Here is a 21353-nt window from a genome sequence, read left to right on the forward strand (position 1 = left end):
GCCTCCTTATTTTTCTTTGAGAAAATCCAAACCATCGTATCCGGTATCTAAGAGCTGCCGGATCGTTGGGTTGTGCGGGTCAAGAATATAGCTGTCAAATGCTTTGTCTTTCTCGGAATCGGTCATCCACCGGGCTGAACCATGCTGGTATTGGCCCACGGCTCTGGGTGTCTGAATTTCCGGGGTGATCGTGTCCAGGTCTGATTCATACGGCCTCATGTTGGTCAGGAAGAACATAACCGCCAACACACTTACAAACCCTTGCAGACACAGATACAACATCATGTGCTGGCGGCTGGAAAACAGACTGGCAAGGCAGTCCCCGATGGGGAGAAGTGAAAGCCGGGTGATCTCTCTTGTCAGCAGACCGTGAACCGCTGTTGAGAAAAACAGGTTGAGAATCGCGCCGGAAACGAAGATCAGCGCACAAACCATCAATTTAGGCTTTGTTTTCATAATTCCATATCATCCTCAACAGCAAAATCATCCAGAAACGCTTCATTGTCTTGATCCTCAGTCAGCTTGATTGCCTGCGGCTCCGTTTCGCCCATCTGCATGGGAATCAGGACCGGCAATAGATGCTTTTGCAAAAAGTCCTGATCCGCGCAGCGGTCAATGAATGTCCCGAAGGTGTTCAAAAACGGGGTATCCAACGGAGTACAAATCATCAGGTCGCCGCGCTCTTTCCCCATCTTCACAATAAAAGATGCAAGATTGACCGGATCGGGGTCCAGGCAGAACGCTTCATGCAGACCGCCCTCCGCAGGGGCATACCCGATTAGAAAAGGATAGCCGCAAGCAGTATGGTTTTGCTTGGCTGCGCTTATAAGTTCAGGGGTGACAAACTTGGTGAGTTCTTCGGCAGCCTCATTCCTGACCGGCTTATCCAGAAGCCATTCTTTCAAGCTTTCCGGCTTGACGATGCCACAGAAGTCATGTCGTTCCCAATGAATGTATTTGCCGGTCAACAGGCTTTCCGCATACACGGCCTGACCTCTGGCTCCATAAATACATCCAAAACCGTTACGGGCATACCAGATGGAGTCGTCGGCAGTCATGTCCTTGCCCTTGCTGCTCACCCCAGGCTTGAGAACCAAAAATTGATTTTCGTAGTTGTACTGGCTACTGTCGGGGATGCAGTCATTTATGTCCAGAGGGCGATCCGACTGGCGGATCATTTTCTGATTCTTCACCATATCATCGGATACATAGAGAATCGGGAGTTGCAAAAAAGTAGCCAGGCCAATTTCGTCCTTCATTCCCTGAGAGATGGTGTCGCCCATTACCCAGAGTTCATCGCAGCGCTCCAGCAGTTCGTGACCCATTCGCAGACCCTGTTCCCGCTGCTCCGGCACCGCATCATTCAGATATTGCGTGAAAATCGTATGCGGCGCCAAGGGAATCACGCCGCAGGATGCCGCATAAGCACAGTAGTCCTTTGCCTTTTCCTTGTTCTTTTCCATATCTCCCCGCAGAGGGGAAGAAATATAGACCAGCCTCAAAGTAACACCTACCTTTCCAAATTAAGCCCATCCACCCAACAGATGGACGGTGCAAAAGTCGATGAAAACTGCCCACCGGCCACGGAACATAGCCCGCAAACCTCTGAGTTTCAAATTTCCAGATCTTCCTCGTCCTCTAAATCACAGGCGCTTTCCACATCGGAACCGTAATCTGTGAACGGCAAAATGTGTTCTGTGCCGTTCTCAACATTTTCCTCGGATTCATAAAGGCCCATATCGGCAAATTCATTATCGGAAACAAGAGTACCGTCAACGGTACGGAACATCAGCGGCATATAGTTACTGTCCTCGTAATACAGAAACTCATTGGTCGCATAGGCCAGTCTTGCAATGTCGCCGTCGTGAAAAATGAAATATGGAATCGTTCGTTCCCCGCTGATAGCCGGATACTTTTTGAGTTCATCAAAAAATTCTTGAAGTTCAGGGCAGATATAATGCACGGTCAGCTTACCGGTTTCATTGCGGGAAATTCGTCCGATCACATCTTTCAACGCATGATCGGCAGTCAGTTGATAGCCAGCCCAAGCAACGGCTGTAATTTGGAACGGCGAAACAGCGCCGTCCGTTTCCTTATAAACCTGCGTGTTATCAAAGTCGAACCGGAGCCATTGACACTCCATATCATCATCCGCCTCTTGGCGCGGCGAAATGTCTGCTTCGATGATGAAGTGACTTCCTTCCAGGTCGAAGTCCAGGATTTTCATTGAAAACTCCTATCTTTCCAAGTCCAGCCCGTCCAGCTCATAGTCTGAAACAGGCGGTTCAAAGGCCGTATCATAGGCCACATCATCAAGCTGCCGGATTGCGTCCAGACGGGCCACCGCCTGCGGATCGGTGACAAGTTCCTGTTCCAGCAGGGCGTCCGCAACGATAGCGTTGGAAACCGGGTCAGTAAAACAAAGGCTTTCACCGTCCTGTGCAGCCTGTTCCACCACAGATTCCGGCAGAATTTCCTCGGCAACAGCCTTCGGCACTTCCAGCCCACGTTTCTTTGTGCCGACAATCTCATAAATGCCCACGGCAATCTCCCCGCAGGTGATGATATTTCCCCAAATATCGGGATTCGGGCGTCCATCACGCATACTTTGTCCCTCCATCTTCCTCATAAGGCATATAGGCTATGACGGTGAGGTAATCCGTACCCAGGCGCCGCAAAAGAGCATCCTGATGTTCCATGACTTGATCGACGATATGCTCCGGGCAGTATTTCATCAGGTCAGCTACATATTGCCCCACCTCCAAGCCAATGGGATGCGCCAGGTATTCTTCGTCCGTCATGCCCTCAAGCTGCTGGTTCAGCCCGTATTTATACATCAGGAAACGGGCGATAGCGATGGTCTGATTCCTCTTGCTACTCATTCTTGCTATCCTCCAATCTCCATTTCTTCCTGCTGGCCGAACTCCATATCAAAGTCAAACTCCATTTCCTGCTCCCGCAGCTCCGGGATAATGTCCTCGATTTTGTCAAGAATCCGTTCCACAGATTCACGGGCCTCGTTGGAAACATCCTGATCGAGTATGCTCATCTTAACTAAGCCCGCATGAAGGACCCGGAGTTCTTCTTCGGTGAACAGCGCACGTTCATCCACCAAACCGCTCCGTTTGGCGAAATCCTGTCCTGCAAATTCCTTGTTGTAAAAAATCTGGCGGGCCATCATTTCGCCGGAATCCGGGGCGGTGCGGTAGGTGGAGAACACATAGCCAAACAGATGATGTTCCTTGCAGGCGAGAGTCACGCCATTGTATTCTGCCAGCTTATAAGAGCCATTGGGAAGTTTCTCATTGGCGTCAGTATAAGGACAGTCGCGGCAGATACCCGCTTTGTTCGCCGTGTCCTGGGCCGTATCGTTGATAAGGCGAATGAGTTTGTCCTTGACTGTGACAAAGGGGTTCTGGATCACCGTATCGGCTTTGGAGAAATAGGCCACAAGCTGGTTCTTGAAATAAATATCAGCGATGTAATCGGAAGATTGGGACCGCTTTACATCAAAGCCGCGCCGGGCAAGCTGCTCAAAGAACAGCCTGTAAAAATCGGTTTTACTTCGCAATCGGTTTCCTCCTTTCCTGATAACCTTTTCGCTTCATCACATCTTTGAGAACTTCAACGAAAGCAAAAATGCGCTCTGCCGCCGCCTGATTTTTGGGGTAAACCGCAGGCAGCGGAGGGCGCCGCTGTTTTTTCAGATCGTACCATAGACAGCCGCCATCCCTTCGTTCAGGGAACATACAGGACGGGACAGAGGTGCGCAGGGTATAAGGGCAGTTATGGCAGGGATGTCCTTTGGGGTATTCATATTGGTGAACCGTCAAATGGGCAATGCCATACGAACCGCTCGGAATCGACACCGGCACACCATTTTGCTTATAGGAAGTGTTCGCTGCTATCATCCTTTCTCCTTTCTGGAACCGGGCGGCCGGTCACTTTTTGATTTCCACAATCATTTGAAAACAGAAAAAGCAGCCCCGCAGGACTGCTTTTCTGTATGGCAATATCAATTTTTTCAGATGTCAATACTCCGCACTAAGCAGAAAATCCGCTATGTGCATTGTCTTGATTCCCTCATAGTTCCCACCGGCAAATTCGTCTGTTGTGAGAACAAATTTGGGATAATTGTCGGGTATTTCAAGCAGGCGGTTATATTCTCGCTTTTCTGTCTTTTCTGAGTTGATTTCCTGCGTAACCTGAACATAAATTTTTTCGTTTTGTCTGACTGCTACAAAATCAATCTCGCTATCTCCGGTTTTCCCCACATTGACAGTATATCCCCGTCGGCAGAGTTCCAAATATACGATATTTTCAAGGCTGGAAGCAACGCTGTCTGCGTTATAGCCGAGAACACTGTATCGCAAGGCAACATCGGCCAGATAGAATTTTTCCTGCGTTTTCAGGATTTCCTTCCCCTGCAAGTCATATCTGGAACAGCGGTGAAGCAGATATGCCTTTTCCAGCTTTTCCAAATAGCTGTAAACCGTTTCGTTGTCGAGGGATCGCCGTTCTGCTTTCAGGTAATCTGCAATGGACTTGGCGGAAAAGGTGTTGCCGACATTATTAAATGTGTATTTTACGACACGCTCCAACTGGTCGATCTTCCGAACCTGATTTCGCTTTACAATATCCGAGAAGATCGTGGAATTGTATATATCCCGGACAATCGTGTAGATTTCATCCTGAGAATACGCCTGCAAATGCGTTGCCGGAAATCCTCCCAGGCGAACATAATTGGCAAGTTCTGCTTTCGGCTCCCCAACATTGGCGAATTTGCTTTTGAACATCAGATATTCGCCAAAAGACAGGGTAAAAATGCGGAAGGAAATGTATCGGCCAGTAAGATAGGTCGCTATTTCAGAGGACATCATTCTGGAGTTGGAGCCTGTAATATACAAGTCAACATCAAAATCGGATGCCAGTGAGTTTACGACCTTTTCCCAGCCTCTGATTTCCTGAACCTCGTCCAGAAACAGATAAGTCCTTCCTGTGGAGGAAAGCTGATCCTTCAATAGCGTGTAGATCTGCTTTGCCGTCATATCCTCATATTCCATAGAATCAAAACGACAGCTTATAATGCGATCTTCCGGGATGTTTCGTTCCGTTTTCAGCCTTTCCATAATCATTTTCAGTATGGTAGATTTTCCGCAGCGGCGCACCCCTGTAAGGATTTTAACAAAAGGAGTATCTACATAGGCCATAATCTTATCCACATATAACGGTCTTTCAATCATCGTGACCACCTCCATTCGCTATTATTATACCGCAAAACGCACAGGTGGTCAATCAGTCTTGCGGTTTATAATCGCAAAACTTTTCGACAATACATTTATTTGCGGATTGCTATGGTTCCACCCCCTTGTCCTTATGCCGCAGATACCACTCTTTTCGGGCCGCCTTTGACAGTTCGGTACTCATGGCCTTTTGCCGGTCGTCGTATTCCATGTCAAAACTCATAGCAGCCTGCTCCAGCGCTATTAGAATTTCGCAAATCATCTGTTCGGTGAAGTAGGCTTTCCGGGCCTCTGTATATTCAAAAGACTGGACCTCACGGTCTTTGCACAGCATGGTGCGGATCACGTCGAGAATTTTATTGGCAATCAGCTTATCGGCCTCCGCCACAGCCTTTTCCTGCTGTTCTTTGATGTGCGCCGGGTCGGTGTCATAGAGCATGGCAAGACGGGTCTTGCTCTCTGCATAGTCCTGAACCAGATTGCGGATGTACTCGTTGTTTTCTTTCAGGAAGGCAACAAAGGCATCCACTTCGACCTTCACATCCTCTGGCAGCAATTTGTAATACAGCCGTCCCTTTTTCGGCATTTTCTCCTTCAGCGCGAACAGGCGCGAGAGAAAGGGGGCGATCTTCATTGCACCAACAACGCTGTCCAAAGGGGAAGTCCCCAGTTCATCATCCGTGATTCGCCCAAACGCTTCACGCAGGCGGCGATATTCCTGCGGGTGAAGCTGTTCCATATACTTTTCAAACTCGTCGATCATTTCGTCTGTGATGGCCGACAGGTGTTCCTTGGCCTGCTGTTTGTCCTCGCAATATGCCTTGATGCGCTCGGCAAAGGTATCCCGAATGAGCTGCTTACGGATTTTATCCGGGATGCTTGGATGGACAAAAGGGACCATTGTTCGCTGATGTTTATTCCAAAACACCACATGGATGTGAGGATGACCTTTTTCGTTATGGTGGGCAGCCACCCATTGCAAATCCTGCACCCGGATTCCATTGAACTTTGCAAGGGTCAAAATGTGGCGGTCAATATAGTCCTCCCACGCTTTGTGATCGGACAGCCCCAATTCGGCAGCCGTTTCCGGCGAAAAGGAAATAATTCCCCGATACATATTGACACGGCGATAGGACAGCTCCCGAACCAGGCGGGCGGCTTCCTGCCAAGTGTCAAACTCTTTGACCGCCCCCGGCTCCAGCTTGCCAAACAGTCCGTGGCGCATCCCCTCATTCTTCACGGCACCGGGACGAGTTGCAATGTAACCGATATGTGCATAGTTGCCTTTGGGAGTTTTCTTATAGTTGGGGTGCCGGTGGCGCTGCTTATAAATCAGAATCGACACGGGAACCTCCTTGTACGGCATGGATGGCTTTCTGCATTTCCTCGTCATCCATGAAAGTACGCAGCGCATCCGCGTTTTTCTGATTGGCAAATGCCAATGCCCGCTTTCGGGCCGCCGACTCAATTTTTTCAAAAGACGAATAGCGATCTTGGTCAATGAGGTCTGCGATAATGGCAATGTTGGCATAATAGCCCGCAGCCGATATGATCGTCAGGCGGTTTATCAGTCCGGCCAACCGATTTCCCAGGGCTTTGAGCTGCCCGCTGAGTTCCTGCCGGATGACCCCGTTTATCATGTCAATATTTTCGGCGGTGGTTTCCAAATCCAGATATTCGTCAATCGCCCTGCGCACTTCTTTGGAAAAGTCCGTCCCATTCTTGGCGGCCAGTTTATTGAGCGCCCGAACTGTATCTTCCGGCAGATGGAGCGTCTTGCGCTCTGTTTTTATGGGCGATTCCTTCAAATCAATCCTCCTTTCCAGCAGAAAAGGCACCGGTTCATCCGGCGCTCTGACAAAATGCTTTTCACATTCTAACCATTCTAACCATTCTAACGCAGAGGATGGTTAGAATCGGTGGGTAGAACGGATACAAAGCGCGGTATGACAAAAATCACACCAGAATCAAAAAATCATACTCTTTGAAATCCTCAAAACCCCGTTGAAAGCACGGCTTTCAAGCTGTCAGCCCGCCGTCAGGTATGACGGCTATTCCTGCCTTAACCGAGAACCGCAGGGCGTGGCCTGCGGATTCCGGTTGCGGGGCGCCCCCGCAGGGGGGCGGGCAGGTACAGATGAAAAGAAAAGTGCGGGCTGTCACAGTTCAAAGTCATCTTCCAGATCTTCTTGGGCGGGCGCCCACTCGGTAAAAATCTCCGCCATGATTTCGTCCTTTGTTCCTCGGACAGAGCAGCCCTCATTGGCGTAGTCCTCCAGATTGGAGAGCCGTTCAGGGATACGGTAGAACGCAAACTGCCGTCCCGGTGTCTGAATGAACAGCCGCATTTCATACCCGTCCTTCGGGTTCATTGCGTCCATCAGTTCATCCAGGGTTCCAACCCGTTCGCAGGCTTCGTGCAGGATGGAGTGCAGCATATCTTTGGGGATTTCCGCAGACCAGAGAGAGTAATCGTCTTTCCCGTGACAGGTGATGGTCTGGACTTTTGCAAAGGCAATCCGGTCGATCTTCTCCAGCGCAGAGTTCAAAATTGCCTCGGCCTCCGGCGGATGGTGGCCGCAGAGTTCCATATCCACCACAGTCCCCACGGCCTCTGCTTCTTGCTCGGTCAGAACGATGTCCACTTTTTTCTGTTCATAGGTATTTCCACGGCCATTGAGCATCAGGGAACATTCGGCAGCAATGCGGAACATCCTGTAATAGTCGTCCGCAGTTTCTCCCAATGTCTTGCCGGTAGCAAAGTTTTGAAAATAGCGCTTGCCATCTTTGTCGCGGCAGGCCAGGGAAATGTCCAGATAGATACCTTCGCTGGCCCCAAAATTGGGAATACAGAGCGCCTGGTCAAATTCAGGCAGCTCGCCCGTCAGTTCATCGGAGAACAGGAAATACTCATCCGGGAGCAGACCTTTCAGTTCCAGGTGCGTTTGCAGTCTGTCAAAGGTTTCTTTTGCGTCGGCCATGCCGATGTGCCGGACACGCCGCTTTTCATCCGGCTCACTCCAGCGATCCAATTCAAAGGTTTTGATTTTTGCCAATTTTACACCTCCATACCTTGTTCCGGTTCTTCCTCGGCGCTCTGTTCAAATGCGGTTTCCAGCTCCGCCATACGCTGACGGTCTAAATCCTCCACAGAACGCCCCTTCCGCATTTCCACCAGGTCGGTGTTAAAGTCATTCAAATGCGGCACATGAACCGCGCAGGCATATCCCTTTTCGGTGTATGCCTTCATCCACTTTGCCGCTGTAAGCTGCCCCCAATTTCGCAGTTGCCCATTCTTGTCACGGGCCAGATAGTCATTGTCCACTGCAAACACCAGCCGCTTGATCTGCGGATGGCCTTCCAGATAACGGTCAATGGCTCCATTCCAAAGACAGCCGGTAGAGATACGGTGATCTTGCATCCAGTCACGCCCATAAAAGTCAGCGGCAATAGAAGCATGGCTCATCAGGTCGATGGGCGCCTCGGTGACAATCAGCAGATCGGTTTTGCCCTCGTGGAAGAAGGGGTAGCTTTTATCAGAGCCGGTCGCATCCATTTTGAAAGAGCTGTTATCTCTGGTCGCCCGCATGGAGCAGTACCGGGCGGTTCCTTCCGCATCGTAGCCTACAAACACGCAGTTGCCATACTTCTTTTCCTGATAAATCATCTTCCGATTCATAAAGTGGCTTACGATTTTAGGGCTGATACCTCGGACAGAAACCAGATACCAATAGGCCCGCTTCATGTTGTCTGCCTTTTCGGGCAGCACCAGCGGCTCCCGTTCTTTTTTCTCATAGGGAACCACCTGCTTTACGGATGGAGAGAACTCCTTGCCGATCAGCTTGCCCACCGCTTCGGGGAAGGACAGGTTTTCTTCCCGCATGACAAAATCAATGGCGCCGCCTTTGACTCCATCATCAGGACCCGTCCATTGGAAAAAGCGATTGTTTTCGGGGAAGATGTAAAGCCCGCCGCTGTGCTTCATGTGGACAGCTTTGCGGCCTGCCTTTTCCGGCTCATATCCATAGCCACGGGCCAGGGACAGAATATCCACGCTGTTTGCCTTCCTAATCTCATCCTCGGTAAATTTCTGATACGCAGCGGCGCTTCTGCTCATATCACATCACCTCACAATTCCAAATCAGGCTCCTGTTCTTCGCTGCTCTCAATCACAGGTTCCTGAGTCATATCCTGATGAAAATGGTCAACGCCCGGAATAAGCGCCAGCGAAGAACCATTCTCCCAATGGCAATGAATTTGCCCCAGATCGTCAACGGAATCTACGATGCCGGTCAGTCCCGCAGGCATTTCACGGTAGGGATTTTCCATCTTTTCATCCAGCACAACCTTGGTTCCGGGCTGGTAGTTCTGCCGGATGAGCTTTGCCTGCTCGTACTGATATTCCGGCGATCTGGTGGGCGCTTTCTTTTCTCCCGGTTGGATCGGGATGCCCTCTGCATCGTAACAGGCAGGATCGGCAGCAGGAACATTCCAGCTAAACATGGAACCGGCCAACATAGCTGCCGCCTGTGCCTTTGAAATGCCCTCATGGGCATTGAAGTAATTTGCCAGAACCTTGTTATACTCACGGTCGCTGGTGGAGTAGGCACAGGGATAGTAGCCCTTTTCGCCGCGCCTGACCTCTATGAGCTGCCCGGAACCGGGAAGAACTGCATAGCAATGTTCCGGCAGAGCAGAAGAATTAAAGTTCTTCGCCATAGTCAGCCTCCACTTCATACTCCGCAGAGTCCGCCGCTTCGACCTCATAGAACTCATCCAGGTCAAATCCGGCTTTTCCGATTTCCTCGTTGCTCATGCCGAGTTCATCTCTCAAATGGCGGTATAAGTCCCATCCGGCATAGTTCTGTGCCGCCCATGACAGCGCCTTATCCAGAATCAAACGGGTGCGATCTTCGCCCAGGCTCTCCAGAGAACCATTGCGGATGGCATTGAACTCATGGTCGGACAGGTTCAGCAGCCGATATGCTTTCTCAAACTGCGGCTCCTTTGCACAGTCCGGGAGCATCAGATTTTCCGTCTGCTCCACAAAGCCATAGTCCAGATTGCTATACTGAACATCACCGGCACGGCAGGCCGCCCGGAACTGTTCAAAGCCCTTCATATTGCTGAAGCCCCGGTAGTCCATTGTGCCGCCGAGGATTTGGGCGCCGATGATGGTATGCAGCATTTCTTCATCCGTAGTGGCGGCCACGATTCGCATGGAACTTCGCTCCTTGCTCAAGGTGCAGCCATACAGGATGAAAACATTCACTGTGTTATCCAGGCTCACAGTCTAATCCCTCCGTTTCTTCCTGCAATCGCTCCAAATACTCGTCGATGTCCAGTTCCTCATACTGAAATTGGAGCGATTCAACGATTGCCGGGTTGCAGTCCTCCGGCAGATGCTCCTTTACAGCATCCTGAACATCCCGGATTTCCCCCAGGAACCCCCAGCAGCTATCCACCTCCACATCTTCCTTGAAAAGCTGGAAGCCATAGCACTGGTTGGTCAGGTAGTAATCGTACTCCTTGACTTCGGCTTCCAGGGTTTGACGAACCTGTTCCAATATTTCAGGGGTGATTTTCCCGTGTTCCTGCTCGATCATCGCTTTATCTGCGTAGATCCAGCCAACCTGACCGGAATCCCACGGGCAAGAAAAGCCGCAGGTGTTCATGGTGATCCCGCTGTGATCGTACAGGTAAAGCGGAAGAATCACCATGCCATCCATTTGTTCTACCAGCGAAAACAGTTCGCCGGTGGAGAGGGCAGAAAGGCAATCATCCAAAAACCAGTCCGGGACTTCATCTTTCAACGAGGCCGCATAGCTGGAGGACACATACCAATCGTTTTCTGAACTCCAGTGCTGATTCTCCCGCAATTCCCACTCCCGCGTGGAGCGGTTGTATTCCAATCGGGCATCTTTGGCCTTGCCAGATTTGAGAAATGCAAAAACCGGATTGTTCCGGTCATGGCCGCTGGAGTATTCAGAAAACAGCAGGCTTCGCAGGAAATCGCTTGTCTCGTCATAATCATGTTTCTCGCCCAGGCTGTATCTGCTGTGCCAGCAGACCATTTTCCCCAGGCAGTCGTGATCCTCACGAGGGTTCATAGGGGTATCATCATCCAGGATGAAAAGGGTGTAGGGCGCCATTGTCGCTGTCATCGGCATATCGCTTCACCTCCTTCCAGACAGGTCGATTTGCTTAGTTGGCGCCGTGGCGGTTGCGATACCAACCAAAATAGAAAAGGCCGCCAATCATGGCGGCGGCAGCGGATACGCTCAAAATTGCTTTCTTCATATTGGCTCCTTTCAAAAACCAGATTTACAGTTCCATCTCCTGTTCTTCCTCACAGTCCAGCACAGGGGTGTCCGGCGGGGATGCCCCGTGTTCTTCAAACTGCTGTCGGGTCTGAATCGCAGCGGACAGTTTGGAAAGCAGGTCAAACATTTTGGTGCTGTCCCGACTGCCTTTGAAGTAACGATAGTGCCATTCTCCGTTTTGGGGTTCATACCGGATGCTGTGAAGCGAATTGATGATCCAGCCCTGTGTTTTGAGAGGAACAGGAATTTCATGCTCCCGAAAGAGCTGCATAATGAGAGATTTACCGTTGATCTCCCGGTTTATCACCTCCTTTCCCGCCATAATATCTCCTTCGGCCTCACGAATGGCGGAATCGTAACGGGCCTGTCGTTCTTGTGCCAACTGTTGTTCACGGACTTCTTGCTGCGCCCGCCTTTCATCAGCTTGCCGCTGCCGTTCCGCAGCAATGGGGGCATTGTGGGCTTTTGCTTCTTCATACCGTCCAAGCAGATTTGCAAATCCCAGATCAGCCCACCGGTCCGGGGCTTCCATACTCTGATTGAGAACCCTCTCGATCTCACCCCGGATGCCATGCTCCAGCGTGGGCAGCCATTTCAGAACTTCTTCAAGTCGGTGCCGCTGGTCAATGCCCACCATAAACCCGTCACATGGAATATAAACCGTTTGGAAGAACTCCCGTTTCTTCTCCATTGTGTAGAGTTCAATGCCATTTTCGTTGTAGAAGCGGTAGTAGTAGTGCTTGTTGCCCATCAGGTCTTTGGCAAAAACCCGGTTCTCGTCTTTTTCCTTTGGCGGAAAAATGTCCTTTTTCTTTTCATCCGGTCGGGTATAGCGGGGAGAAAGACCGGTGCGCTCCAAACTGTCTGCAATCAGCTTTTGTACTTTTTCAATACCGCCATGCTTCTCAACGAAACCGGCCAAGTCCTCCGCCTGCTGGAGAGAACAGAATTGCAGCCCGGTTTTTCCTTCATAAACGGAGCCTCTATGCTGAAACAGGTCCAGGCCAAACTCATTGCGGACCGGCTTTGTTTCTTGGGCTGGCAAAAAAGCACCTTCTCGAAAGAGATAGCCGACAGCTGAATGTTTCTCGCCCATATATCACCACCTCACATCACTGCTCCAGCTCATGCTCGTTGTCATCGTCCAGGCGCAGAGCAAGGAACTCTTTGATACAGTGTTCCGCCGCCTCGTCAGTGGGGTACAGCAGTTCCACCGTCAGGTCGTCCAGGTTCTGATCTTCCAGACGGGGGTAGCCCGACAGTGTGTTTTTGATATACGCCGTGAGAAGATCATGGGGGCTGAATGCCTCCAGCAGCATGATCTTATACTTCGGCAGAAGCGCAGGAAGGAACTCTTTCAGAATCCCAATCTTCCTCGCCATCAGATCGTTGTCCGTTTTCATCCAAAATCACCTCGCTTTCCTGTAATGACTCAAACTCCAACTTGGTATTGATTTCTGTGAGTTGGGCAACCTTTTCCGACAACTCATCCTCATAAATAAACGGCTGTCCAACCTGTTGTTGGGCAACCGCCAGTTGTTTTTGCACTTCCTCTAACTCACGCTGGGCCTCTTTAAGATAGCCGGGAATCCGTTCGGCAAGGTGTTCAATGCGGGTGATAGCACCTAAAGCGGAAGTTCCAACCTCCGTTGTGTAGTGGTGGTTATATCTCAAAACCAATCGTGAAACATACCCAACCGACAGATACAACGGGAAACTGCGATAAGCACCAATCTCAAATTCTTCCGAATCGTCCTTTGCGCCTTCCTTTATCATGCGATAGAGCAGCCCGAAGGCTTCTCCGGCCTCTGACCGTTCTGTATAGCGTTTGCCATCCAGGACAATCGAAAAGTCGCTGCCGGCCGATTGGTTCAGCAGTTTAATATCCTCACCGATCTGGTCGATTTCTTTTTCATACCGCTTTATCTGACCAGGATAAATAGTGCTGATTTTGCGCTCCAAAGAAAGCTGCTCGTTACTCCACGCACCCCGCAGGATTTTCAATTCCGTGACCCGGTTTTCCAGTTCCATCTTCTGTGCAACCATCGGATTATCGGTAGCCGCTGCCTTGAACTGGGCGGCAGACAGAACGGTTTCATCCACATCCTCACAAGAGCGGGCGATGTGTTTCCCGGTAAGAATCTGCGTGATATACCGCAATTTCTGCTCCTGAATCTGCCAGAGATACGCATCAAATGTCCCTTTGGCCACGAATTGCTTTATCATAATTTCCGGGTTTTCGTTGCCCTGCCGTACCCCACGCCCATTTCGCTGTGTAATGTCAGAGGGTTTCCACGGACAGTCCAGATGGTCAATGGAGATTACCTTATTCTGAACATTCACGCCGGTTCCCAGCTTGCTTGTGCTGCCGATCAGGATACGGACTTTTCCTTGACGGGTACGCTCAAACAGCTCCTGCCGCTGTGCTTCAGAAGTGGCGTCGTGAACAAAGGCTATCTCCGATTCCGGCACACCCTTTGCCAGCAGCACATTTCTTATTTCATTATATACATTGAATTTCCCGGCTTTGGGAGTGCCAACATCACAAAAGACAAGCTGCGTGGAAGCAGAGGCGGCGGTGTCCTTCCAAACCTGATAAACATCCTCAATGCAGACACTCAACTTGCTTCCTGTACCATCCGCATCCGGTCGAATCAGGCGCGGGTCAATCGCCATCAGGCGAGCCTCACCGGTCAGCTTCAGCATATTATCTTCTTCCGGCTTCACTCGGCCGGTTCGGATTGCTTCTGCCCGCATGATAAAATCGGCCATAATTGCCTGCTGTGCGGGGGTCGCTTCCACCGAAACAATCTCCGCTTTACCAGTGCGAACAGCCGGGAGTCCGGGAATATCCAGCATATCCGCTGTTTTGATGTCAGCGACCTCACGAAAGACCGCCATCAGTTCAGGGAGATTGTAGAAGCGGACGAAGCGATCACGCATCCGATAGCCGCCGCCCTCCGGCTTCAATTCCAGCACAGAGGTTCGTTTGGCAAAATGAGCGATCCAGGTGTCGAAGTAGGACCAGCCAAAGCGTTCCAACTCCTGCGGCTGCAAATACCGCTGCATGACGAACAGTTCGGAAATCGAGTTGCTGATTGGCGTTCCAGTCGCAAATACTACGCCGCGCCCCTGATTTGTTTCCTGCAAATACTGACATTTGAGCAGCATATCAAAGGCGCGTTGACTGCTTGAGGTTGTAATACCAGCCACATTTCGCAGCTTTGTAAAGACAAAGCAGTTTTTGAAAAAGTGCGCCTCGTCCACCATCATCATATCTACGCCCAGCTGCTCAAAGGTCAGCAGATTGTCTTTCTTTTCCTCGGCAGACAGCTTTTTCAGCCGTTCATCCAGATTCTTGCGGAAAATGACCATCTGCTTGACGGACCAATTTTCGCCGTTTTCGCTTTTGATCTCATAGATAGCATTTTCAATATCGTTGATCTGCCGTTCCAACATAGCGATTTGCCGCTCTGTGGAGATTGGGATTTTCTCAAACTGGCTATGTGCCAAAATTACGGCGTCATATTCTCCGGTGGCGATTTTGGAAATGTAGCGGTTGCGGTTTTTAGGGGTAAAATCCTCTGCGGTGGATACCAAAAGGTTTGCGTTGGGGAAAAAGCGGTAGAACTCTGTTGCCCACTGGCCTACCAGGGGATTGGGAACTACAAACACAGCCTTGTGGATCGCTCCCAGGTTCTTGAGGTACATCCCGGCGGCAATTAAAGCAGCGGTCTTTCCGGCGCCTACCTCATGTGCAGCAAGCCCCGTCCCGGTATAGATGACACGGGCAGCAAAATCAAGCTGATGCTTCCGCAGTTTCATCTCTGTGTTCATGCCGGGGAATACCAGATGGCTCCCGTCAAACTCACGGGGACGAACCGTGTTGAAAGTTTCATTGTAGATCCGCAGAAGCGTATCCCGGCGCTCCGGTTCTTTCCAAACCCAGGACGCAAACGCCTCCTGAATCTGTTGCTGCTTGGCACGGGCAATCATCGTTTCCTGTGCGTTGATTACATATTTAACTGACTTATTGCCATTTTCATTGATGTATTCCTGCCGGTCACGGACTGTTGAGGATTGCATATTAAGGCAATCCTCAAAAATCTCATAAGCATTTTTCCGCTTGGTTCCGAAAGTCTGGTTGACCATTACGGAATCCGGTTCCGCATTTTTATTGGTGACACGCCAGGTCGTGGTGTAGGAAAAATACTCAATGTCAATACGGTGCCGGTTGTCACCGCCCTCAATGACCTTTTCATATCCACTGGTCTGGAAGGTTTCATACATGAATTGGCGGTAATACTCAATGGGAACCCAGATGGCGCCCATATTCACTTCAATGTCGGCAGGAGTCAGCGGCTCCGGCTGTACTTCCTCCAAAGCCTCTACATTCCGGGCAAAGAGTTCCGGTTCTTCTGCTGCCTTCTGACGTGCGTAGAGCAGCTTATCCCGCACATGACCACTGAGATATTCTTCTGCGAGTTCCCATCCTTCCAGCGGATTGCCGTAGTATTTCTGAGGATTGAGATAGATGCGAGTATCCAGTTCACGCACCAATTCTTCCGGCTCTTTTCCCGTCAGGAAGGACATATAGGGCAAATCCACCCGCAGCTTGTGATTCAGGCAGATTTGAAGGGCATCCTCGGCGGTGTCTGCATGATTGACCTGACGGAAGGGGCGGATGGTGGCTTTGGTGAAGATCGCTGATTTATCCCAACCGGTCTTGTCTTTCCGCTCATCCTCGATAGAGCGTAGCAACGGGAATTGGTCATCATCAGAAAAAGCGAGGATGTTTCCTTTGCTGTTGATGGCTCCATACTTTGCAACGAAGCGGTCATATACCTGATTAAGTGTGTCCTGCGCTTTCTGAAGATCAAGCGGGTCATACTCATGGGACTGGATGTTGATAACCTCCAGCAGCGCAGTACGAATCTCACACAGCCCCTTGATTCTTTCGGCCTTCATGCCGGTGTAAGGCTGTGGGATCAGCTTATCTTTTTCACAGAAGAAGATCTCGCCGTTCCGCACAACATAGGTGAAGTTTTTGGTTCCGGCCGGGGCGTCCTCATACTCTGCATTGCTTTCTTCCGGTTCGTCCGCCTCGATTTCTTCATCCGGCTCTGCGGTGAAACGGGCATACAGGGAATCAACCGCTTGGGTAAGATGCTGGTTCAGGTCAAAATCTTCCGGGGCAACACAGGCTGTCCCATCTTCGTTGCCGTACATATTCCGGCTGCTCACCATCTCGCCCATGAGCATTTCGGGATTGTCCTTGAAATAGCGGTTATAGGCGATCCATTTACTGCGGTCCAGGTCAGTTTCAATCCAGGACGGAAGATTCGTGCGATCAAGTTCTATGGGATGCGCTCTCTTTTTCAAGAAAACAACATCCGCTGTTACATCGGTTCCCGCCAAAGCCTTGAACGCTGTGTTGGGTAGGCGAATAGCACCGATGAACTCTGCCCGCCGCGCGATATATTCTCGAAGGCTCTCGTCCTTGCGATCCATAATTCCTTTGCTGGTGATAAAGGCAATGATACCGCCCGGTTTCGCAAGGTCCAGGGACTTAATGAAAAAATAGTCATGGATGTACGGGTTCAGGTCATTGTAGCGCCGATCATAGATTTTCACGGAGTTGAACGGGATATTGCCCAGAATCACATCAAAGCTGTTGTCCTCAAATTTGGTGGCTTCGTATCCCATGATGGAAATATCCGCATCAGGATAAAGCTGCTTTGCGATTCTGCCAGTGATGGAATCCAACTCAACGCCAAACAGCTTGCTCTCTTGAAACTGCTCCGGCAGCACAGAATAGAAGTTGCCGGTTCCCATACCAGGGTCCAGGATTTTTCTGTCGGGACCACCTTCAAAGCCAAACCGTTCCAGAGCGCGGTAAATGTGCCGGATCAGATCAGGCTCGGTGTAGTAGGCTGTGATGGTGGAGTTCATGGCCGCCTTGTATTCCACATCAGTCAGCAGGGACTTCAACTCCTGATATTCGTTCTCCCAACCAGAGGCCGTACTGGAGAAAGCGTTGGCAAGCCCACCCCATCCGACATAACAGGCAAGGATGATTTGTTCTTCTGGTGTCGCTGTCCGCTTTTCCAGCTCAATCTGCTTGAGCAGCTTGATCGCCATGACATTGTTTTTATATTTGGTCTTTGCCCCACTTGGATACAGGTCATAGTCCTCGGAAAAGCGGAAGTTGTGTGCGGCGACCTGCGGCGCCGCAGGCGGCTCACGAAGGGGCGCCAGATCAGTGCGAGTGGCTTCACCCATAACAGCGGGCACCTCTGCTGCTGTACCATCGCCCATTCGTACAAAGGCGCGAATGGGGCGCAGTTCTTCCAACTCTTTTTCCAGCCGGTATTGCGTGTCCTCCAGATCGTCCATGTCGGCAGCTTCTTGGGGGGAGAGAATAGCCCCACCGTCCAGGCGCCGTACATAAGCGTCAAATTCCCGCGTAATATCTTCAAGGTCATTTTGTACCCGGAGATAGTCGGGATTGGGCTGCTCATCCACCACAGCTTGGTACAGGGCCGAACCATCCTCGGTTAAATACCCCCATACAATTTCCTCATTGGGATATTGCCCTTGCAGATAGCGGAGCATCTGGGTTGCGATACCTTGACGGCGGTAGTCCTCCAGAACTTCAATCATGCTGATATGGGGCCGCCCCTCAAAAATACTGTACCGGATGGTTCCAACCGTCAGCTCACCTCGGACCGCCTGCATCAGCATATCAATCTGCCCATGATGGGCGTCCAGGGCTTCGTCTAAAATCTGCGTTTCCTCCGGCGAGGCTTCCGCAGTATTTTCTACCGGCTCCGGGGCTGCCATGCGGCGGGCGTAGGCGTTGATTACATCCAGGGAAATCCAATCAGGTTTTTCCGGCAGTTGGGCATACAGTTCCCGCATTTTCTCAATCTGTGCATCCACGCTGCCTGCCCACAAATGCTTTTCTGCCCGCTGTCCCGCCCCCAGAAAATACTCGCAGTCAGCACACAGACGGTCTAACAGACGGTATTGGTCACTGAAAGGCTGCACTTCATTCTGCTGCTCCGTCTGGCTGACAACAGGGGTTTCCAGATAGCGGCCTTCATCCACCAGGCGTTGCACGACACCGGCAGCCCGCGCCCAGGACAGTTTCGTTTCCTGTGTTTCGCCCTGCTTATCCTGCCATTCGATAGTGACACCTTCACTATTGAACATGGCGTATTTCACGCCCATTTCATCACCGGAGAACCCTTCATAGCCATATAGCTTTTTTAGGAAAGCAGTAAATTCCGATCCGGTGGGGTGGGTCTGGGCAAACTCGTAGATTTGTTCCTTTTTCCCTGCGGTAAGGGGACCTTTCTGCATGACACGCTCAACAAGCAGATCTTCCGTACTCTTTTCCAGGGACAGAAGGGAGAGCTGCTCCGGCTGTTCTTCTTCCACGACCGGAACAGCTTCGGCAGCTGGACGCAAATCCACATCGACTTCTTCATCGTTGACCATCATAGAGGCCCGCACCGGCTCATAGCCCTGGCTGCGGATGTTGTTCAGCCAAGTGGCAAAGAATTTGTTGAATCCATTGATTTTCTTTTCATGTGCGGGGTCGTCGGGATCAGCCTCGTTATAGACACCAATGCCGCTGTTCTCATAGCTGAAAGCCCGAAGTGTTCCGGCCTCTTTGTCGATTTGGAAATCCATATAGGGGTCATACATCCGGTCGCCGTTCTGCATATAGTAATGCTCCATGCAGTAATGGGAACCGTATTTATGGTGAATGACCAGAGGGTAGTAGGCTTCTCCGGCCTCCAGCCGCAGATACTCATATTGACCGGACACAATCTCCGGGAACAACTCTTGAAAGCGGCGGAAATTCGTGTGCGCCGTCGTGTTTCCCTTGACGGGCGGCGGTGCAGGATGCTCCGCTGTATCTGTGGGGAGAGCCGTTTCGGGGGCCTCCACAATAGCATGGGGATTCTCGTCAGGAACGGATGCAGGCTCGTCACCGGCTGCTGGTGTGTCGTTTTCCATTTGAACAATCGCCGGTGGCTTGACCGGTTCCACTACGGTTTCTCCGGCTTCATAGGCAACAGAATCCAGGACATAATCGAAATCCGCTTCTCCGATGGTCATTTGCCGGTGAGGACCGCCCATTTCATCAACTTCATCAGGGATGTTATAATCCCCGATGGGATCAGGCTGTTCCTCTACGACAGGATTGGGATAGTCGCTGTCCTCGATCATGGCGTCCAGTAAAAACGCCAGTCCGTTCCAGGGAATGTAGGTATAGCCTTCATCAAAGAAAAACGAAATGCCATCCTCACCATGTAGCCGGGTACGATAGAGAAGATCGCCTTGATATTCACGGTCGCCATAGGGAGTAAAGAGAGCCGCAATCTGCCGCCCTTTGTCTGACCAGTCTGGATTAAGCGGCGGTTCTGACAATACGCTGCGAACCGCGCTGTGCAGTTCTGAGGGGTATAGGTTGGTGCTGGTCAGGATGTACTCATAATTGCGTCGGACTTCTGCATCGGTAAAATGGCGTGTCGGTTGTTCCGCAGGAACAGAAAAAGAGCCGTCCTTTTCAGACGGCTCTCCCACAGGTGCGGCGCTTGGCGCCGCTTCTGTATTTGGATGTTCTTCGGTCAGCGGGGAATCAGGACTACGCTCTGGAGTACGGTTTCCTCCGCCATCAGTTTCAGACTGTTCAGGTGGCGCGTCCGCTCCATGATGTCCTCGGTCTGCGGGATCGGCTCCTGCTGGAGCATTTGCTGGGTCAGGGCTTCGATCTTCTCGGTCGCCTCGTCCTGTACCCGGTGCATGATCTCCATCAGACTGCCATCCATTTTCAAAGTCGTAAATCGCTCCGGGTGATTCTCTCTGAGGTATTCCAGGGCCATCCGGCCGTACCTGCCCAGAGGCTGATCTGCTTCGCTGCTGTTGGAGATTTGCAGATCGGGCAGCATCATCCCGTCCTGCTCTCTGTATTTCAGATTGATATTCGGTTTGTTCATGTTGTGCCATCCTTTCACGATTGATGATCTTGATGTTCCGTTCCACTTCTAACAGGATGCCTTTGGAAAGGGCGGTTACTGCCGTACCAAGATGAGCAACCAACGGGAGTGTATTGAAATGGCTGACCGTCGCCATACCGTCACTCAACTGGATTTCTTCATCCGGCAGGTGACACTTTTTGCCGATGAAATAAGAAATGCTGTCGGTCAGAAGCTGGATGTATTGGGCTTCAAAACCACCGGCCGGGATCTCGGTGAACAAATGGCCTTTGGTTTCCTGCTTGAGTTCCTGCAAAAAGTGGTTGTAATTGTCTGCGACAGATTCGCTGGCCAGCGCATACAGTGCTTGGGAAAAGCCCTGCTTGGGGAAACCGTGTGCATATGACAGGCGCTCGGTCAGGGCCTCTTTCATTTCATCGGAAAGCTGCCAGTCCGTAGGATGAATCTCTTTGCCAGTAGTCTGGCTTACATCAAAGAGATAGTCAAGGGTGAGTTTGGCATTCCGATAGACACAAACAGCAACGCCCTTTGCACGGGGAATCAAATTTCTGCCTATGGCTGCCCATTGCTTTCGTGTCGCCAGAATCGAAACATCCTCGTCCTGTGCGTACACAAGAAGTATGTTGTCAAAACTGTGCTTATGGAACTGCGATGCAAATGCCAGATAATCCCGCCAGTTGTGTTCATTTCGGACAATATAGGGAGCCATGACTTCATATATCGTCCGCAGGCGTTCATCATTTCTCAACGGTATCTGACCTCCTTCCTGTGTTGGT

18 protein-coding genes are annotated in these 21353 nt (G+C 50.9%); all 18 read right to left on the minus strand.

Annotated elements, in window-relative coordinates:
• Positions 1-6: 6 nt before the first annotated feature.
• On the minus strand, positions 7-456 hold the full coding sequence (locus tag GT748_RS05265) for a TRAG family protein (protein ID WP_087377553.1): 450 nt from the start codon (positions 454-456) through the stop codon (positions 7-9).
• On the minus strand, positions 453-1502 hold the full coding sequence (locus GT748_RS05270) for a DUF7768 domain-containing protein (RefSeq protein ID WP_161213330.1): 1050 nt from the start codon (positions 1500-1502) through the stop codon (positions 453-455). The genes GT748_RS05265 and GT748_RS05270 overlap by 4 nt, the downstream gene beginning before the upstream one ends.
• 110 nt (positions 1503-1612) lie before the next feature.
• Positions 1613-2227: a hypothetical protein gene (locus tag GT748_RS05275; RefSeq protein ID WP_154238248.1), complete on the minus strand. Its 615-nt coding sequence runs from the start codon at positions 2225-2227 to the stop codon at positions 1613-1615.
• Between the two features lie 9 nt (positions 2228-2236).
• Entirely contained in the window at positions 2237-2605 is a 369-nt protein-coding gene (locus GT748_RS05280) for a hypothetical protein (RefSeq protein WP_087182914.1), read from the minus strand.
• On the minus strand, positions 2598-2882 hold the full coding sequence (locus GT748_RS05285; protein WP_154238247.1) for a hypothetical protein: 285 nt from the start codon (positions 2880-2882) through the stop codon (positions 2598-2600). The genes GT748_RS05280 and GT748_RS05285 overlap by 8 nt, the downstream gene beginning before the upstream one ends.
• A 5-nt stretch (positions 2883-2887) precedes the next feature.
• Positions 2888-3571, minus strand: coding sequence for a hypothetical protein (locus tag GT748_RS05290; protein WP_055180676.1), 684 nt, complete (start codon positions 3569-3571; stop codon positions 2888-2890).
• Positions 3561-3911, minus strand: a complete 351-nt coding sequence (locus tag GT748_RS05295; RefSeq protein WP_118426526.1) for a hypothetical protein — start codon at positions 3909-3911, stop codon at positions 3561-3563. Before GT748_RS05295 ends, GT748_RS05290 begins: the two co-directional genes overlap by 11 nt.
• 120 nt (positions 3912-4031) lie before the next feature.
• Entirely contained in the window at positions 4032-5243 is a 1212-nt protein-coding gene (locus tag GT748_RS05300) for an ATP-binding protein (RefSeq protein WP_149889385.1), read from the minus strand.
• 109 nt (positions 5244-5352) lie between these two features.
• Positions 5353-6588, minus strand: a complete 1236-nt coding sequence (gene mobP3 / locus GT748_RS05305; RefSeq protein ID WP_206671243.1) for a MobP3 family relaxase — start codon at positions 6586-6588, stop codon at positions 5353-5355.
• A complete protein-coding gene (locus GT748_RS05310; protein ID WP_006354114.1) occupies positions 6569-7051 on the minus strand; it encodes a ribbon-helix-helix domain-containing protein in 483 nt (160 codons plus the stop codon). The genes mobP3 and GT748_RS05310 overlap by 20 nt, the downstream gene beginning before the upstream one ends.
• A 351-nt stretch (positions 7052-7402) precedes the next feature.
• Positions 7403-8299, minus strand: coding sequence for a hypothetical protein (locus GT748_RS05315; protein ID WP_055180672.1), 897 nt, complete (start codon positions 8297-8299; stop codon positions 7403-7405).
• 2 nt (positions 8300-8301) lie between these two features.
• On the minus strand, positions 8302-9360 hold the full coding sequence (locus GT748_RS05320) for a DUF3991 domain-containing protein (RefSeq protein ID WP_149889338.1): 1059 nt from the start codon (positions 9358-9360) through the stop codon (positions 8302-8304).
• A gap of 11 nt (positions 9361-9371) precedes the next feature.
• A complete protein-coding gene (locus GT748_RS15450) occupies positions 9372-9962 on the minus strand; it encodes a DUF4314 domain-containing protein (RefSeq protein WP_205125103.1) in 591 nt (196 codons plus the stop codon).
• Entirely contained in the window at positions 9946-10533 is a 588-nt protein-coding gene (locus GT748_RS05330) for a hypothetical protein (protein WP_206671698.1), read from the minus strand. The genes GT748_RS15450 and GT748_RS05330 overlap by 17 nt, the downstream gene beginning before the upstream one ends.
• Positions 10520-11413 (minus strand): hypothetical protein, encoded by an 894-nt coding sequence (locus GT748_RS05335; protein ID WP_149889337.1) that lies wholly within the window; start codon positions 11411-11413, stop codon positions 10520-10522. The genes GT748_RS05330 and GT748_RS05335 overlap by 14 nt, the downstream gene beginning before the upstream one ends.
• Before the next feature lie 154 nt (positions 11414-11567).
• Positions 11568-12662: a hypothetical protein gene (locus GT748_RS05340; protein ID WP_154238245.1), complete on the minus strand. Its 1095-nt coding sequence runs from the start codon at positions 12660-12662 to the stop codon at positions 11568-11570.
• 16 nt (positions 12663-12678) lie between these two features.
• Positions 12679-12969: a hypothetical protein gene (locus GT748_RS05345; protein ID WP_143424471.1), complete on the minus strand. Its 291-nt coding sequence runs from the start codon at positions 12967-12969 to the stop codon at positions 12679-12681.
• The gene (locus GT748_RS05350; protein ID WP_241675705.1) at positions 12890-21325 is read right to left on the minus strand and encodes a GNAT family N-acetyltransferase; all 8436 of its coding nucleotides are present in this window, start codon (positions 21323-21325) and stop codon (positions 12890-12892) included. Before GT748_RS05350 ends, GT748_RS05345 begins: the two co-directional genes overlap by 80 nt.
• Between the last annotated feature and the right edge of the window lie 28 nt (positions 21326-21353).

Origin of the sequence: Bittarella massiliensis (ex Durand et al. 2017) (assembly GCF_009876955.1) — a bacterium.
Taxonomy (GTDB): domain Bacteria; phylum Bacillota; class Clostridia; order Oscillospirales; family Ruminococcaceae; genus Bittarella; species Bittarella massiliensis.

Bases quoted from the DNA above. Each gene is read 5' to 3' on its own strand.
- GT748_RS05265 (WP_087377553.1), bottom strand. From the start codon at position 456: ATGAAAACAAAGCCTAAATTGATGGTTTGTGCGCTGATCTTCGTTTCC.
- GT748_RS05275 (WP_154238248.1), bottom strand. From the start codon at position 2,227: ATGAAAATCCTGGACTTCGACCTGGAAGGAAGTCACTTCATCATCGAA.
- GT748_RS05280 (WP_087182914.1), bottom strand. From the start codon at position 2,605: ATGCGTGATGGACGCCCGAATCCCGATATTTGGGGAAATATCATCACC.
- GT748_RS05285 (WP_154238247.1), bottom strand. From the start codon at position 2,882: ATGAGTAGCAAGAGGAATCAGACCATCGCTATCGCCCGTTTCCTGATG.
- GT748_RS05295 (WP_118426526.1), bottom strand. From the start codon at position 3,911: ATGATAGCAGCGAACACTTCCTATAAGCAAAATGGTGTGCCGGTGTCG.
- GT748_RS05300 (WP_149889385.1), bottom strand. From the start codon at position 5,243: ATGATTGAAAGACCGTTATATGTGGATAAGATTATGGCCTATGTAGAT.
- GT748_RS05320 (WP_149889338.1), bottom strand. From the start codon at position 9,360: ATGAGCAGAAGCGCCGCTGCGTATCAGAAATTTACCGAGGATGAGATT.
- GT748_RS15450 (WP_205125103.1), bottom strand. From the start codon at position 9,962: ATGGCGAAGAACTTTAATTCTTCTGCTCTGCCGGAACATTGCTATGCA.
- GT748_RS05335 (WP_149889337.1), bottom strand. From the start codon at position 11,413: ATGCCGATGACAGCGACAATGGCGCCCTACACCCTTTTCATCCTGGAT.
- GT748_RS05340 (WP_154238245.1), bottom strand. From the start codon at position 12,662: ATGGGCGAGAAACATTCAGCTGTCGGCTATCTCTTTCGAGAAGGTGCT.
- GT748_RS05345 (WP_143424471.1), bottom strand. From the start codon at position 12,969: ATGAAAACGGACAACGATCTGATGGCGAGGAAGATTGGGATTCTGAAA.